This is a genomic window from Clostridium sp. YIM B02500, from assembly GCF_022324665.1.
Lineage (GTDB): Bacteria > Bacillota > Clostridia > Clostridiales > Clostridiaceae > Clostridium > Clostridium beijerinckii.
Window position 1 is genome coordinate 89,439 of record NZ_JAKGTE010000004.1, and the last position, 17,164, is coordinate 106,602.

The window sequence follows — 17,164 nt, forward strand, 5'->3', positions numbered from 1 at the left end:
ATATATATAGAAGGGCGATATTTTGTTAATTCGATTATAATGGATTAACAAAATATCGCCACTTCTATTTTTTTATATTCACAATTAAGCCTTTAAGATCAGTAATGATATATTTAAGCTATTAAATTCATATAGATATTATTGTTACTAATTTTTTGAACAAGAGTCAATGAAGTAATCTAATAAATCATCTATATTAATAACTCCTACAATTTTTTCGTCTTCAATAACAGGCATTGTTATAATATCATTTTCTCTTAGACGCTTAGCTACAGTGAGTAGATCTTCGTCAGATTGCGCAGAGATAACTGATTTTGACATAACCCACTCAACTGGACAGCTAACATAATGTCCTGGATGTATCATGAATCTATATATATCAGCTTTTACTATCATTCCTACTACAATTTCTTTATCATCTACTACTGGCATTCCATTAATATTAAGTTTGTCCATAAAATCTAAAGCTTTATCTATAGTATCGTTTACATTAATTGTATGGAAATTTGGTTTAATGATAGAACTTATTTTCATAACATCACCTCTTTTAAAAAAGTTTAATATCGTTAAGCTGTAAAATAACAGGCTAATAATATTTATATTACTATTTTACTATAAAACAACAAAATTTAAAATAAATCTTTAGATGATAAAAAAATTAAAAAAAGACTAAATAAACTTTGACTTTCTTTGACCTATGTATTATTATATAGATAAAGAGGAATTATTTAGGTATAGTGATAAACTAGTTTTAATAATAATTTCGAAATTTAACATAGAGATTTAGGAGGAATAAGTATGAATATTGATAAAATGACGTTGAGAGTTCAACAAGCATTGAATGATGCCAATGTTACAGCTGTTAAATTTAATCATCAGCAAATAGATTTAATTCATCTTTTTTCAGCTCTTGTAGAGCAGGAGGACGGGTTAGTTCCTAATATTCTTACTAAAATGGGTATATCAGTAAAGAATTTAAAAGCGTCAGTAAATAAGGAATTAGATGCAATGCCAAAGGTTTTAGGAGAAGGAGTTGGCAATGTATATATAACTAGAAAAGTAGAGGAAGTGTTAATTAAAGCTGAAGAATTTTCGAAACAGTTTGAAGATTCATATGTTAGTGTTGAACATTTAATGCTTGCTATTATAGAAATAGATAACAATCAAGTTTCTAAAATATTAAAGCAATATAATATAACCAAGGATAATTTCTTAAAAGTTCTTTCTGAAGTTAGAGGAAGCCAAAGAGTTGAAACGCAAGATCCAGAAGGGACATATGACGCATTAGCAAAGTATGGAACTAATTTAGTTGACCTTGCTAAAAAGCATAAGTTAGATCCTGTTATAGGAAGAGATGAAGAAATAAGAAGGACAATAAGGATTTTATCAAGGAGAACCAAGAATAATCCAGTATTAATAGGTGAACCTGGTGTTGGTAAAACAGCAATTATTGAAGGATTAGCTGAAAGAATAGTTAGAGGAGATGTTCCGGAAGGCCTTAAGGATAAAATTATATTTGCTTTGGATATGGGATCTTTGATTGCCGGAGCTAAGTATAGAGGTGAATTTGAAGAAAGATTAAAAGCAGTATTAAAAGAAGTTCAAAGCAGTGAGGGTAGAATATTATTATTCATAGATGAAATTCATACAATAGTTGGAGCTGGTAAGACTGATGGAGCAATGGATGCTGGTAATTTAATTAAACCATTATTAGCAAGAGGAGAGTTACATTGTATAGGTGCTACAACTTTTGATGAATATAGAAAATATATTGAGAAAGATAAAGCCTTAGAAAGAAGATTCCAACCAGTAATTATAGATGAACCTACAGTAGAGGATACAATTGCAATACTAAGAGGATTAAAAGAAAGGTTTGAAATCCATCACGGGATTAGAATTCATGATTCAGCAATAGTAGCTGCTGCAAAGCTTTCTGACAGATATATTCAAGATAGATATATGCCTGATAAGGCAATTGATTTAATTGATGAAGCTGGAGCTATGATAAGATCTGAAATAGATTCCCTCCCAACAGAACTTGATGTTATAAGAAGAAAAATATTTAAGTTAGAAATAGAAAAAGAAGCCTTATCAAAAGAGAAAGATGAGGGTTCAAAAAATAGGTTAGATGACTTAGAGAAAGAGCTTGCAGGATTAAAAGAAAAGAATGATGAGATGACTGCAAAATATACCAAAGAAAAAGAGCAAATCACAGCTATTAAAACCTTAAAAAGTGAGCTAGATGATGCTAGAGGAGAAATAGAAGTAGCGCAAAGAAACTTTGATTATAATAAAGTTGCTGAGATTCAATATAGTAGGATTCCTGCTATAGAAGAAAAAATTAAGCAAAAAGAAATTGAACTAAGAGAAAATTATGAGGGAGCTCTATTAAAAGAGGAAGTAACTGAGCAGGAAGTATCCGCTGTACTTTCTAAATGGACTGGAATTCCTGTAACTAACTTACTTGAAGGAGAAAGGGAAAAACTTTTAAGACTAGAAGATGATATGAGTAATAGAGTTATAGGCCAGGGTGAGGCAATAGAAGCTGTAACTAATGCAATACTCAGGGCAAGAGCTGGGCTTAAAGATATCAATAGACCAATAGGATCATTTATATTCTTAGGGCCAACAGGAGTTGGTAAAACGGAGCTTGCAAAAACACTAGCTAGAAATTTATTTGATTCAGAAGAAAATATTATTAGAATTGATATGTCGGAATATATGGAGAAGCATTCAGTGTCTAGATTAGTTGGAGCGCCTCCAGGATATGTAGGTTATGATGAAGGTGGTCAGCTAACAGAAGCTGTAAGAAGAAAACCATATAGCGTAATTTTATTTGATGAAATTGAAAAAGCGCATGAAGATGTGTTTAATATATTCCTTCAAATATTAGATGATGGTAGATTAACTGATAATAAGGGTAAAACTGTAGATTTTAAAAATACTATAATAATTATGACTTCAAATATCGGAAGTGAATATTTATTAGAAAATACTAATGAAGATCACGTTGATGAAGAAATAAAATCAAAAGTAATGAGTGTTTTAAAATCAAGATTTAAACCAGAATTTTTAAATAGAGTAGATGATACTATAATGTTTAAACCTTTGACAGAGTCTGGCATTAAGAAAATTATAGATATATTCTTAAGAGAAGTAAGTTTAAGGCTAAAAGATAAAAATATCGAAATAGAAGTTACAGATAAAGCAAAAACAATAATGGCAAGAGAAGGTTATGATGTGGTTTATGGAGCAAGGCCGTTAAAAAGATATATACAGAACACTTTAGAGAATAGACTCGCTAGGATGATAATTAAGGGTGAACTAGGCTATGGATCTAAGGTTGTGATTGATAATAAAGATGAAGAAATAATAATAAAACCACTTTAGTAAAAAATAAGTTTTGTAAAATTCCTGTAGATAAATGTGATCTATAGGAATTTTTATTCTCTAGAAAATTATAATCAAAAAAATGTGAGTAACTTTTTAAGTAGTAAATAGGAATCGGTATATTTGTATTATATACCATATTTTAATTCTTCATAATAGTTTTATATGTAACCAATAATTAAAACAAGAAAAGAGGCAGCTTTTAGCAAGTGCCTCTTTATAATTTATATTCTTTAAAAAATATTTTATTTTACTTGTTTAGAGTTTAGTTAAATTTTTTTCTTAATTCTAAATATAGCTACAATTACAGGGACTGATATTACAGCACTCACTATAGCTTCAGGAACTCCATTTGTTAAACCAATGGTTGCAATTGCAATTCCAGCAGTTTGTGGATTTATCTTTAAAATAGCAGAGTATCTTTCTAAGTAAAATACGTAAGTTAAACCCAAAACACCTATAGTGTTAATTAATGTAGCACAGATTGATGCTATTGCAATACTAATGCTTTGATTTTTAAATCTCTTTCTAAGAAGTATATACACATAGTATGCTACAATTCCAATTAGGACTCTAGGAACTAATGCAATTATAGGATTCCAAAATATAAATGATGTTGGACCAGGAGCGGTAAAATTTTGATACATTGAGAATAAACCAAAAACTAATCCAACTAGGGATCCAACTATAGGTCCTTCAACTATCGCACCTATAATAACTGGGATATGCATTATAGTAGCTTTTACAGGTGGAATTGGTATGAACCCAAGCCCGGTTAATCCTAAGAAAATTGAAATTGCAGAAAGCATTCCGATCATTGCAATCTGTCTAACTGAAAATTTAGATTTAGTATAGTCTCTTTCCATAAGGTACCTCCGTTCTTATTCCTTGATATATGGATATAATTCGGAAAAATATATAATATATACGAATTTCCGTTCAGCTTCTAATTGAATACCGACACATATTATTTTACCACGTTAGAAAAAATGTTCAATTATATTTTAAAAATATAAACTTAAATATAGTAATAATAATTACTGATTCTATATTTAATTCTACGAACTTAGAAAAAAGTTGATTTCCATACAAAATATGAATAAATTTACAAATCTAATTTATGGATTTAATCCATAAAAATTTGAATTATAAGAAATAAAATGATAATATATAACCATAACAGAAATTGAATAGTATAAAAGGCTAGGGGTGCCAATTTAATTGGCTGAGAGAAGCTTATTTGCTTTAACTCTTTTGACCTGATGTGGCTAATACCACCGTAGGGAAGCAATAAATATTTTAGAAGATTTATAAGACTTACCTTAGGGTAAGTCTTTTTATTCTTTAGGAATTCATATTTTGGTAAAATTTGTGGATAACTTAAAAAAGGTTGATTTAATAGTTTTGCTATTTTAAAAAGAATAAAAAGAAATCTTATTCGCCTGCCAAATTTTTCTCACATGCGTTCGAAAAGGCAGATGCGTGAAAAAAATCTCCGGCTCCACAGTCGCCTGCGATTTTTTATTATCTAGTAATTTATTGATGGAAGGCGAATAAGTAGAGGTTCTGCCCATTGGTCGTACAAATTATGAAAAAAGACTGCTAAGAAAATAATGAGTAAATAATGAACAGATATATTAAGTTTTAAAATTTATTTAGATTGGGGATATTAGTTTGAAAGTTTTAGTAAATGAAAGAGAAATATATATTGAGGGAGAAATTACTGCATTTGAAGTTAGAAGCAGGATAAAAAGTGATGCGGATATAGTTATTTTAAATGGTTTTCCAATTAAACAAGATTATTCTCTAAATGAAGGCGATAAAGTTACTTTAATTAAGAGAGGCGAGGTGCCTAAAAAAGAAGAGTTAGAGGCACTAATGGTAAGTAGACATACTCCAAAGGTTCATGAGAAAGTTAAGAAGGCGAAGATAGCTATTGCTGGACTTGGTGGACTTGGTTCAACAGTAGCATTAGCGTTGGGAAGAGTTGGGGTTGGACATATAAAAATAATAGATTTTGATGTGGTTGAACCTAGTAATTTAAACAGACAACAATACTTTATAAGACATATTGGAATGAAAAAATGCCATGCATTAAAAGAAATATTGTTAGAAATCAATCCGTTCATAAATATCGAAGTTGTTGATACGTATGTAGATAAGGATAACATTAAAGATTTATTTGAGGATATGGATATTGTAATTGAAGCATTTGATGGGGCGGAAAATAAAGCGATGATAGTTAGAGAAGTTTTACTTCAGACAGAAAAACCAAAGGTTATTTCAGCCTCAGGTATGGCAGGATATTATTCTAACAATCTAATAATCAGCAAAAAAATAAATACAAAGCTATATATGTGTGGAGACTTTAAAAATGAGGCAAAAGTAAATGAGGGGCTAATGGCACCTAGAGTTGGTATCGCAGCGTGTCATGAAGCAAATATGGCTCTTAGATTAATATTAGGAGAAGAGGTATAAACTAAAGATGTCTGTAATTGGAATAACAAATAGAAAACTTTGTAGGGACTTTTTTGATCAAATAAAAAAAATATCAGAATCTAATCTAGATTTCTTAATTATACGAGAAAAAGATTTAAGCAGTGAAGAGCTAATGATATTAGTTTTGAAAGTAAAAGAGGAACTGAAAAATACAAATATCAGAATAATACTAAATTCCAATATAGATATTGCTAAAAAGTCCAATGTTGATGGAATTCAGTTATCATTTAATGATTTTATAAATATTAGTAACAGGTTATGCACAGGAAGAGCAATAAATTCTAAAGAAATGGTGGATAATTTTCACTTTAGTGGGGATAAATATAAAATATATAAGATGATCGGCGTTTCAATACATAGTTGCGAAGAAGGTATACAAGCGGCTAAATTAGGAGCAGACTATGTTATTTATGGCCATGTGTTTGAAACTGATTGTAAAAAAGGTCTTCCGCCTAGAGGAATTAAGGAAATAGAGGCTCTTTCCAAGAAGATTAACATTCCAATTATCGGAATAGGCGGAATAAATCAAGATAATTATAAGAAAGTATTGGATGCTGGAGCAAGTGGAATTGCTATAATGTCTAGTTTGATGAAAGACAAAAACCCTGAAGAACTAGTGAAATCTCTTTCTAAATAAATATTACTTTGATATATGAAAATCAAAGTACGAATACGAATAATTAAAATCAGCTAATATTAAAACCTAAAAACACTTGTAAATCTTAAGTGTTCATTATAAACTCTTTAAAGAAAGATATATTCAAGAACAATTAGTATCTATGATCTGGATACTATTAAGATAATAAGGAGAAATGAAATAATGAGTACAATTGCAGGAAAAGGCTGTCCAAGAATTATACCAGATGGAGAAAAAAAGCCACTAGAAGAGATTGAAAAAGCTATAATTAAAAGCTATAGAAAGCATATTTGGTCAAAATTTGTTAAGGCAATTAAAGAATATAATTTAATTCAAGAAGGAGATAAAATTGCTGTTGGAATTTCTGGAGGAAAAGATAGTATACTTATGGCAAAATTATTTCAGGAGTTGCAAAGACATGGTCAAGTTAAATTTGAATTAGTATTTTTAGCTATGGATCCAGGGTATCATCCAGATATAAAAAATTTACTAATAGAAAATTGTGAGCATCTAAATATTCCGATTCACATGTATGAATCAGGCATTTTTGATGTTGTTGATAAAATGGCTAAGGATTACCCATGTTATTTGTGCGCAAGAATGAGAAGAGGCTCTCTTTATGCAAAAGCAAAAGAATTTGGATGTAACAAACTTGCATTAGGGCATCATTATAATGATGTAATTGAAACAACTATGCTAAACATTTTATATGGTGGTAATTTTAAGACAATGTTGCCTAAACTAAAGGCCAAAAATTTTGAAGGTTTAGAATTAATTAGGCCTATGTATTTTATAGAGGAAGAGTATATAAAAAGATTCATAAATTATAGTGGTATATGGCCATTGAATTGCGCTTGTATGGTTGCAGCTGAAAGAATAGGTAATAAGAGATATGAAATAAAAGATCTTATTAAAGAATTAAAGAAGAATTTTAGCGGAGTTGAAAAGTCTATCTTTAAAGCAGCTGAAAATGTTAGTATGGATTCAATATTAGGTTGGCAAAAGGGCGAAGAAAAGCATTCTTTTCTAGATTATTACGATGAAGAGTAGACTTAAGTAACTAAAAGTATTTATTAATTTGGAAATGTATGTTATGCTATAATTAACCATATACCAATAGATGAAAAGGAAGAGTAGAGATGGAAAATAATCCTATGGGGATCAGTGATCCAAACATATTGTTAAGTGTAATAAACATGAAATTAAGAGATCAATATGGTTCATTAGATATTCTTTGTGATGATTTAGAATTATCTAAAGACGATATTATAAATATATTAATAAGTATCGGATATAAATACGAGGAAGAAGAAAATCAATTTAAGAATTAGAGTCTTAATAAATAATTATTCATAAAGTTAGGAAGGTGATGTTATATGAATTTAAAAAAGACAGGCAAATTAATTACTGTTATAGCAGCAACAGCAGCTTTAATAGCATCATTAGCAAATGATAAGAAATCTAAAGATTCTAACAAACAGGAATAGTACAAATTATAGAATTATGTGAAGGATTGTATATATATGATTAGGGAGGAACTTCAATTAAATCATGAGGAAATATTTGATTCTATACCAATTTTGGGCGTTAATATAATTTGGAATCAATCAGAGCTTAAATTAATAATTGATGATACAATGAAAAGTTTTTTTGAAGAGTATGATACTAAGAATGAAACTTTAGATCAATTTATAAATTTTGTTGGTGAAGAAGATAAACAAAATGTTTTAAGCTTTTTCTCTCAAGATTTAAAGAGACACTATATAAATAGAGAACAAATGCAGCTACAATACAAGATGGAAAGTCCTAGGGGTAACATTGTTGAGTTTATTCTTGTGGGGAAGTCAATTAAAAGTAATGAACAGTATTACTTTACTGGAACTAGTTATTGCTTTAAGGACTTAGAGAATGAATATGGTGATATAGATTCTTTGACGAAAAATTGGAAAGAATCTATGGTCAATAAAACAATAGATTCAATAATTCATAGTGATAGAATTACAGGGCTACCTAATAAATATTTTTTCAAGAACACGGTAGCCAAAATGTTACAAAATGTTGTTAATAGTAATACTAGAGCCGCGATGCTGATAATAGATTTAGATAATTTTAAATATGTAAACGACTCCTACGGGCATGATTTTGGAGACTTAGTGTTAAAAGAAGTGGGCTATAATATAGTCGAATCTGTTACAGAAGATATATTAGTATCAAGATATAGCGGCAATACTTTTCTGCTATTTAAGCCAAATATAATTGATATACAAGAAATTATAACTTTGGGTAATGCTATAGCAAAGTCTTTTGAAAAACCTAATATAGTGAATGGAAGAAAAATATACTTAACAGCAAGTATTGGTGTTTCTCTATCTCCAGATCACGGAATAGATTATAATACATTACTCAAAAATGCAGATGCAGCAATGTATGAAGCAAAGAAAAATGGTAAAAATGAGTGTGATTTTTTTGATGATAGCCTTTCTGATGAGCTAAACAGAGTTTATAGCTTGCAGAAAGGGTTGAGAACTGCACTGAATAATAATGAATTATATGTTATGTTTCAACCTAAAGTATCACTCGATGATTCTTTGGTAAACGGATTTGAAGCTTTAGCAAGATGGGAAAGTCGTGAATTTGGAATGGTAAGCCCGGCGGAGTTTATTCCGATCGCAGAAAGTTCAAAAATGATAATTCCAATTGGAAGTTTTGTTTTGGAAGAAGTATTCAAAAAGACGAAATGTCTTTTAAACGAGGGAAATGATAATTTTAAGATAGCAGTTAATTTGTCTGAAATGCAGCTCAGAGAGGATGTTGTTTTATCAGATTTTAAAAAACTAATAAAGAAATATAAAATTCATCCAAAGTATATAGAAGTAGAAATAACAGAAAGTATGCTAATGAAATCATTTGATAGAAACGTTAAGATCCTTCAGGAGATAAAAAAATTAGGAGTAAGCATTGCTTTAGATGACTTTGGGACGGGATACTCTTCACTTAACTATTTGACAAAATTACCTATAGATGTGCTAAAGATAGATAGGAGTTTTGTAATTGATTTGATGAACAATCCTAAGAGTAAATGTATTGTAGAGAATATAATAAACTTATCACATCAATTGGGGATAGAAGTAGTGGCAGAAGGTGTTGAAGAAAAATCGCAAGTTGAATATTTAAGAACAATATTATGTGATGTTGTTCAAGGATACTATTTCAGTAAACCAAGAATGTTTGACGCAATTAAGAATATAATCGGTAAGGAAATTTTATAAAAGTGTTGACAAACACTATTTGAGGATATAATATAAGATTATAAAATAAATCCTACGAAGAGGGATAGTAATCATATAACAATGTTAAAGAGAGCTGAAGGTGGTGAGATTTCAGTACGGTAGTTAATGATGAATGGGCCTTTGAGGAGCGAGATGAAATCTTTTGAGAGTAGTTTAGCCGTAAGTCGCACGTTATAGCGAATAAGATATGTTTGTATCTGAAATGAGAGGCATTTTATGCAATCTAGGTGGCAACGCGGATAATATCCGTCCTATTAATTATAGGACGGTTTTTTTTTATTCTTTTTTAGTAGTTGTTAACCAAAAGACTCTATATTTGGAAGCATAACAAAGAAATATATTTAAATATTGGGGCGTGATAAGTATGTTGTGAAAGAAAGTGGTTTCGACTTAAAAATAAAATAAGCAAAGATTAACAAGGGGGATTTTTATTATGAATACAAAGAAAATGGCAACAAATGCAATTTTAATAGCAATAGGAGCAATATTACACCAGGTTACACCACCATTCGGTATGCAGGCAGATTTCTCATTGGCAATGTTATTTATAATAATAGTGTTTAATAAAGATTATAAAACAACATTACTATGTGGGATTATTATGGGAGTGTTTGCAGCACTAACAACTAAAACACCAGGAGGACAATTACCAAATATTATAGATAAATTTATAACTTGTAATGTTATGTATTTGATATTAATGCCTTTAAGAAATAAAGTTAATAAGTTAGTGCAAGTATCAATATTATTACCTTTAGGAACTTTAGTGAGCGGAACAGTATTTTTAACTTTACTAGCGAATATAGTAGGATTACCTGGAGGATTATCGTTTAATGTACTTTTCATATCAGTAGTTGTGCCAACAATAATAGTGAATACAATATCAGGAATTATAATGTTTAAAATTGTTGAAAAGATTACATCGGTAAATGGAAGCTATGCGGTAGAATAGATATTTTGTATAATTTAAAGAGGCTATTTCAAAAGGATTAATTTTGAGATAGCTTCTTTATTTTATCCATTATTATTTTTTCATGAAATGATATTCTTCATCAGTATTTTCATCGATTGCTTTAAATTCATAGCCATTATCTTTATAATATTTAATTACACTAGGTAAAGCCGTTACTGAATTTTTACTCATATATGCACAATGCATTAATAGTACTACACGCTCTTTGTCACTTTTGGAATTTTTAATAAATGTACTTGGACTAGCATTAGGGTGAGCACCATCACCACTATCTGTATTCCAATCGTAAATTTTTAGGTTATTTTGATGAAGTAAATCCACCATAGACTGCGAAATTTTATAACAGTTATTATTACAACCAAAAGGGAATCTTAGTATAGTTGGCTTAATACCAACTATGGAATTAATTATTTGCTGGGTATCCAACATCTCTTTTAGAAATTCTTCATTAGAGTGATAAAGGATATTTCGATTATGACTCATACTATGAAGACCAAGGGCATGCCCTTCATTATACATTCTTTTAACTAAATCTTCTTGTCCTTTGATTTGACTTCCTATTAAGAAAAAGGTTGCAGGAACAGATTCTTGTTTTAATATGTCCAAAACATTAGTGGTCACCTTTCCAGCTGGGCCATCATCGAAAGTTAGATATATTATTTTTTTTTCATCAGCAAGAACCGTATGCATAAGAAGATTTTGATAATTAATTATAGTTATTATAATCAAAACAAAAGGAATGTATTTCTTTAGCGATTTTAGATTCATATTATCACCTTCCTAAATGTTTTTACAAAAAGTATTATGTCCTAAAATTAAATTTATATTATAAGCCTTTATATACTTTTGGTTCCAATGATAATTAAGAAGATATAATTATAAAAATATGAATTTATGTAAAAAGTAGATAATTAATTGAATTAGATATAATAGTGTTCAGGATTATGCTAAAATATGGTATAATTTTAGATAGATTGGTAAACTTCAAGTTAGTGAAGAAAAGGGATGAATTAGAATTGAGAAATGTAAATAATAAATATCTAATAGAGCATGAGATAGTTATTGAAGAGAATTTTTCAAATTATATTGTTACAGACACAGAGAGAGACGCAAGATATGTTCTATGTATTTTGAAAAATGGTTTTACATATGAGAAAACAAGAGAATATTTATTGAGTAAATTTAAGACTATTAAAAATCTTAATTTTGAGAACGTTACTAACATTATAAATATTGAAATAATTTATAGTATTAATGGGATAAAACTTGATACTCCTCAATATGGGTATTTAATGGAGTATGTAGAGGCTAAACTGGATACACAAGATTATTTTAATAAATGTGACTTTCATAAGAAATTAGATACATTTATGGAGATTTGTGCTGCCATCAATACGCTAAACATGCAGGGATATATATTTGATGATATTAGTATGAAGGATGTAATATTAATTCCCGACTCTAACAATAATGTGAAAGTCAAAATGAAAGATTTGTTAGCAAATGAATTAAGAAAGTTTAATTTAATAAATTCATTACCTTACCAATATAACATCGAAACAAGAGAAGATATAAATTCAAATAAAGATAATATTGTACAAGTTGCAGAACTGTGCAGACAAATATTCACAGAATCAGAACTTGAAACAGGATTTAAAGGATTAGAAGATATAAAAAATATATATAATCGAGTGAATACTATAAATAAATCGTTTAAACTTAAATATTTTATACAAAATATAAACAAAAAAATGAAGAAGAACTATAGAGTGTTTATTAGTGAGGCTTTAAATAAGATTAAAACGGATTTAGATATAATAGGAATGACAGAAGAAATAAAAATAGTGGAAAAAAATTTTCAGAGGATATTGGAAAACAAGCAGAGAAATAAGTTTATAAATTTCAATGGTGAAGATGGAAGTGGAAAAACCAGACTTTTAGAAGAAATTAAATATAGATTTGAAAATAAATACTTCAAAGACATTATATATATTGATGATTTTAATAATAAAAATGCAAGCAACGAAGAGCAATATAATACAATACTAAATTACATTTTAAATAAAGTAGATAAGAATCTGAGAGATAAGTATGAAATTTATATAAAAAAATTTATTTCTATATTATTTGAAAAAAATTCTACAAATAGTGAAAATAATAAACAAAAGCTTCAATTGATTAATAGAATGGGGAAGTTCATAAGTGAGTATACAATGACTAAGCCATTTATAATGATAATAGATGATTTAGATAAAAAAAATGAAGTTTTCAAACTGTTTATTAAATATATAATCTTTTTAAGAAATAACTTAGAAAATGTTATGATAATATTTTCTATGAATGAAAGCAGTGTTGATGAAAATTTCATAAAGTTCATAAATGAACTAAAACAAGTGGAGAAGTACGAAGAATATAAAATAAATTATTTTAATCAATATAATACTACTAAGATGATTAGAAGTATGCTTAATACAGGTACTGATGTTAATAAGTTAGCGGTAAAGATATATTCAGAAACGCTAGGGAATCCACAGTATATAAGTGGAGTTATAAATGAATTATACGGTAATGGAACCTTATATTTTGATAGCAATAATGGAGAATGGAAGACTAATATTAAGGTTCAAGATATACTTATACCCAAATCTCTAGAAAGAAGATTAGAGGCAAGTATTTTTTCATTAAATGAAGAAGAAATTAATATTTTAAAGGAGTTAGCTATATTTAAAACTCCTTTATCAGAAAAAATAATTTTAGAATATGTAATAATGGATTCTGATAATATAGAAATTTATGATAATTTAAAATCAAAAGGCATTTTGACTGATAAAATAAGTGATCAAGGTATACTTATAGGTTTTAGAAATAATTTATTAAGAAATATATTGTATTTAAAGCTAAGTGAAGAAGAAAGAATTAAATTACACTCTAAGGCATCTATTTTTATGGAAAAAATTTTACTTGATACAGATTATTATATAGAAGAATTATTATTGCATTTAGAAAAAAGTAATAGTTACGAAAAAGCATATTTTTATACATTAAAATACGCAGAAGCTCAGGATCTGTTAGGTGATATATCGAAGGCAATATCATATTATAAGAAGGTATTAACATATCCTAGTGATTCAAGTGGAAGTGAAGTGGCAATTAAGATTGCAAAGCTTTATGAAAAAAAATCTAACCATGAAAAAAGTTTTGAACATTTTGAAAAGGCAAATCAAATAGCAATACAGAATGACGAAATTGAAATTGAAATATATACGCTGCTTGAAATGATAATAATAAAAATTAATAGTATTACAGATATAGATACAGGGATAGATTATTCTTTAAATTGTGTACGAAGATTGCTAGATAAAGAACACTATCCTAAGGGAGAGGTTTATTATTACTATGCACTTTCATTAAAATATAGATTAGAATATAACAATAAATTAACGATGCTTAATGCACAAAAAGCAATAATTATATGTGAAGAAAATAAGATAAAAGAGGATGTATATGGTTGGGCAGTGAGTATCCTTATTAATATATATATAAAGAAGGGGAATTATAAAGAGGCCAAAAATTTATGTTTATATGCAAACAGTATATTTATTAATAACAATAATATTAATGGTCAATTATATATTAAACTATTAGATGCATCTGTCTGTAAGGAAGAAGGAAGAGATAACAAGGAGATTTTAGAGCAATATTTGGAAATAGCTAGAGAAGGAAATAAACAGAAAGTATACAAGAGGGAAATATTGAGTCTAATTTGCATAGCAGATATTTATAGTCAGGAAAAAAGATATTTAGAAGCAGAGAAATATCTATTAAGAGCACTAGAAAGAGAAAGAGAAGAGGGGATAGACTCTTATTCATTTAATATTTGCAATGAACTTTGTTTGTTATATATAAAATCAGGAAGGATAAGTCTGGTAGTAAAGTATCATAATTTAATAATGCAAATGCAAAAAGGATTAAAGCTATTGGAAGATAGAATTATAAATACAAACTATACATATGCTTTATATAATTTGATGATTTGTAATTATGATTTGGCATATGACCACTTGAAAAAAATATATGCTCTAATATTTAATAGCAATAGTTCTAAGTATAAAATAGTTGTTTGCAATTACTTTGAGCTTATTTTATATAAATGTAAAAATGAGAGTGATATAAGAAATGTATACAATAAGTTAGAGAAAAAAATTAAGCTATTACAGGATGTAGATACATGTCTTGAAATAAGGATAAGTGCTATTAGAAGAATTTTAGCACTTGGATATAAGGGATTGGCTAAAGAATTATTCTTTGATCTCAATGGATATCCTAAAAATTATAATGTTGAAGGAATTTATGTATATCTAGAACTCAATTTTAGAAATAGAAATCAATATAATTTTCTGATAAATAAGGCACTAAGAGTATGCTCTTTTGTGGATAATCAGGAAATTAAAGCTGATATATATTCTGCGATTGGTGAGAAGTATAATGAACTTGAATGTAATGTATTGGCATTGAATTATTATTATGAATCTATAGCTTTATATATAGATACAATAAATTTATTACCACAAAATGATAAGTTATCATATGCAAATAATAGTAGGTTTTTGGAAACACGTAAGTTATTTGTAAAATGCTTAAATGAAGATTTGGGTATAAATATGAGTTTTAAATCAACACAATTTATAAAAACAATTGAGGATTTAGAGCAAATATTAAAAGAATTAGATTTAATGAATATACTAGATAATGAAGATACATTTAAATTGGTTCAATATTTATATGAAAAATGCTATTACAATGATTTTAGAGATATATTTAAAGTCTTTGAGAAGTTTTCTAATAATACTATTGATGATATAAAAAATGTGATGAAGTATATGGCTAGATTAATTTTAGCAGATAAGGCTATGATTGTTACAGAGAACGAGCAGGGAGAAAATGATGTTATATGCACATATAGAATTAGCGACAAAAATGAAATAAATAGATACCTCTCACTAAAAGTTGATTCAGATGAAGATACATTCGCAATTTGCAGTAATGACCCTAGATTCTATCAGTTAGATGATAAGGTACTGAAAGATGGAATAAGATCTTGTATGTATATGAAAATAATAAATAGAGAAAAACACATAAATAGTAGTGCAGGAATTAATGCAAGATTAATATTTATTACTAACAACGCATTAAATTATATAAATAATGAATCAAAGAAAACAATAGAGAAATTTAAACCTTTCTTAACCTTTTTATTAGAAAAGTATAATCTTACAATAAGCTCTACACTAGACAAGCTGACAGGTGTTTATAATAGAAAATATTTTGAAGAAGCGTTACTTTTTTTATTAGATTCTGCGAAGGCAAGAGAAAGTGAATTTGCTGTAATGATGTTTGATATCGACGATTTTAAAGGCGTAAATGACAAGTATGGACATCAAACTGGAGATGAAGTCTTAGTTAAGGTTGCAGATGAAGTTAAAAAGTGTATGAGCAAAGGTGATATTATTGGAAGATATGGAGGAGAGGAATTTATAATTCTCTTGCCTAATGTTAATTGTGAAGCAGCTATAAATTTAGGGGAGAGAATAAGAAAAAATATAGAGGAAGCAAGGATTCTAGGAGATAAAAGAAAAGTGACTGTAAGTATAGGAATAGCAATGAGTTCTTATGAATCTCTTAACAATGAAGAAATTATAAGGAGAGCTGACCAGGCTCTATATAAGGCTAAACGTGATGGAAAAAATAGATGCATCGTTTGGGAAAATGAGTGCGGAGCAAGTGGAAATACAAATGACGAATTAACTGGAGTATTATCAGGAAATGCGGCTAAAGATTATAATTTTATGTTAATGCTCAAAGAAATAGCTGGTATTGCCAAACGTAGATGTAGTAAGGAAGAAAAGATTTATAATCTTATTTTAAAGATTATGCAGACGATTGAGTGCGATGTAGCTACAATTTTTATTGTAAAAGAGAAGAAAATAGTTAATACGTATAGTAAGAGAAGAAATAAGGATAATTGGAATTTAGATGATAGGTTTAATTTTAAATTAGTAAATCAAGTCATTGAAGAAGAAAAAGGTTTATATTTAGTAGATTGGGAGAGCATGGACAGTCACAATAGTTATGGGCTTCCTGACTGGAAATCAGTCTGTATAGCTCCAATAATTTGTAACGGAGAGCTATTAGCAGTTATATACCTTTCAATTTCAGTAAATGAGAAAGAATTTATTTGTAATGACTATAATGTGCTGAATTTTTTAATAGAAATAGGTAGTTCCATTTTTCTTGGTTAAACTAACAATACATTTTAGAATGTTTTCAATTCATAATCACATAAAAGTTTATTTATCATATTATATAAAGAGAACC

The 17,164-nt window shown here is 28.4% G+C and carries 11 protein-coding genes, 1 riboswitch and 1 other annotated feature; of the genes, 8 read left to right on the top strand and 3 right to left on the bottom strand.

The genetic code is table 11. The features are described 5' to 3' along the window. Positions 1–147: 147 nt before the first annotated feature. Positions 148–534: a CBS domain-containing protein gene (locus tag L1S46_RS04435; protein ID WP_011967992.1), complete on the bottom strand. Its 387-nt coding sequence runs from the start codon at positions 532–534 to the stop codon at positions 148–150. 264 nt (positions 535–798) lie between these two features. Here L1S46_RS04435 and clpB point away from each other — a divergent pair, with 264 nt between their 5' ends. After that, entirely contained in the window at positions 799–3,390 is a 2,592-nt protein-coding gene (gene clpB, locus L1S46_RS04440; protein WP_023973636.1) for an ATP-dependent chaperone ClpB, read from the top strand. Between the two features lie 269 nt (positions 3,391–3,659). Here clpB and L1S46_RS04445 read toward each other — a convergent pair whose 3' ends face one another. Beyond that, positions 3,660–4,256, bottom strand: a complete 597-nt coding sequence (locus L1S46_RS04445; RefSeq protein WP_238899306.1) for an ECF transporter S component — start codon at positions 4,254–4,256, stop codon at positions 3,660–3,662. 329 nt (positions 4,257–4,585) lie between these two features. Next, positions 4,586–4,693: riboswitch (TPP riboswitch) on the top strand. Between the two features lie 371 nt (positions 4,694–5,064). On the opposite strand from L1S46_RS04445, the gene thiF reads away from it, so the two are divergent. From thiF to L1S46_RS04475, 6 genes are all read left to right on the top strand, one after another. Continuing rightward, complete coding sequence (gene thiF / locus L1S46_RS04450; RefSeq protein ID WP_238899307.1) at positions 5,065–5,868, top strand: sulfur carrier protein ThiS adenylyltransferase ThiF; 804 nt, start codon at positions 5,065–5,067, stop codon at positions 5,866–5,868. A 7-nt stretch (positions 5,869–5,875) separates the two neighbouring features. Then, entirely contained in the window at positions 5,876–6,526 is a 651-nt protein-coding gene (locus L1S46_RS04455) for a thiamine phosphate synthase (protein WP_171787270.1), read from the top strand. 183 nt (positions 6,527–6,709) lie between these two features. Further along, a complete protein-coding gene (locus tag L1S46_RS04460) occupies positions 6,710–7,576 on the top strand; it encodes a tRNA 2-thiocytidine(32) synthetase TtcA (protein WP_011967997.1) in 867 nt (288 codons plus the stop codon). 89 nt (positions 7,577–7,665) lie between these two features. Next, positions 7,666–7,857: a DUF4250 domain-containing protein gene (locus L1S46_RS04465; protein ID WP_011967998.1), complete on the top strand. Its 192-nt coding sequence runs from the start codon at positions 7,666–7,668 to the stop codon at positions 7,855–7,857. Positions 7,858–8,049: 192 nt separating this feature from the next. Further along, positions 8,050–9,795, top strand: coding sequence for a bifunctional diguanylate cyclase/phosphodiesterase (locus L1S46_RS04470; RefSeq protein ID WP_011967999.1), 1,746 nt, complete (start codon positions 8,050–8,052; stop codon positions 9,793–9,795). Positions 9,796–9,840: 45 nt separating this feature from the next. Then, positions 9,841–10,073: a binding site (T-box leader), on the top strand. Positions 10,074–10,249: 176 nt separating this feature from the next. Then, the gene (locus tag L1S46_RS04475; protein ID WP_011968000.1) at positions 10,250–10,768 is read left to right on the top strand and encodes a tryptophan transporter; all 519 of its coding nucleotides are present in this window, start codon (positions 10,250–10,252) and stop codon (positions 10,766–10,768) included. Between the two features lie 72 nt (positions 10,769–10,840). Here the strand turns inward: L1S46_RS04475 and L1S46_RS04480 are convergent, their stop codons facing one another. Next, a complete protein-coding gene (locus tag L1S46_RS04480; RefSeq protein ID WP_017212459.1) occupies positions 10,841–11,557 on the bottom strand; it encodes a polysaccharide deacetylase family protein in 717 nt (238 codons plus the stop codon). Between the two features lie 176 nt (positions 11,558–11,733). Between L1S46_RS04480 and L1S46_RS04485 the strand changes: the two genes are divergently transcribed. Then, positions 11,734–17,088: a diguanylate cyclase gene (locus L1S46_RS04485; RefSeq protein WP_238899308.1), complete on the top strand. Its 5,355-nt coding sequence runs from the start codon at positions 11,734–11,736 to the stop codon at positions 17,086–17,088. Positions 17,089–17,164: the final 76 nt, after the last annotated feature.

Excerpts from the sequence above, each read along its gene's own strand:
- L1S46_RS04435 (WP_011967992.1), bottom strand. The coding sequence starts at position 534 with ATGAAAATAAGTTCTATCATTAAACCAAATTTCCATACAATTAATGTA.
- clpB (WP_023973636.1), top strand. The coding sequence starts at position 799 with ATGAATATTGATAAAATGACGTTGAGAGTTCAACAAGCATTGAATGAT.
- L1S46_RS04445 (WP_238899306.1), bottom strand. The coding sequence starts at position 4,256 with ATGGAAAGAGACTATACTAAATCTAAATTTTCAGTTAGACAGATTGCA.
- L1S46_RS04455 (WP_171787270.1), top strand. The coding sequence starts at position 5,876 with ATGTCTGTAATTGGAATAACAAATAGAAAACTTTGTAGGGACTTTTTT.
- L1S46_RS04460 (WP_011967997.1), top strand. The coding sequence starts at position 6,710 with ATGAGTACAATTGCAGGAAAAGGCTGTCCAAGAATTATACCAGATGGA.
- L1S46_RS04465 (WP_011967998.1), top strand. The coding sequence starts at position 7,666 with ATGGAAAATAATCCTATGGGGATCAGTGATCCAAACATATTGTTAAGT.
- L1S46_RS04470 (WP_011967999.1), top strand. The coding sequence starts at position 8,050 with ATGATTAGGGAGGAACTTCAATTAAATCATGAGGAAATATTTGATTCT.
- L1S46_RS04475 (WP_011968000.1), top strand. The coding sequence starts at position 10,250 with ATGAATACAAAGAAAATGGCAACAAATGCAATTTTAATAGCAATAGGA.
- L1S46_RS04480 (WP_017212459.1), bottom strand. The coding sequence starts at position 11,557 with ATGAATCTAAAATCGCTAAAGAAATACATTCCTTTTGTTTTGATTATA.
- L1S46_RS04485 (WP_238899308.1), top strand. The coding sequence starts at position 11,734 with ATGCTAAAATATGGTATAATTTTAGATAGATTGGTAAACTTCAAGTTA.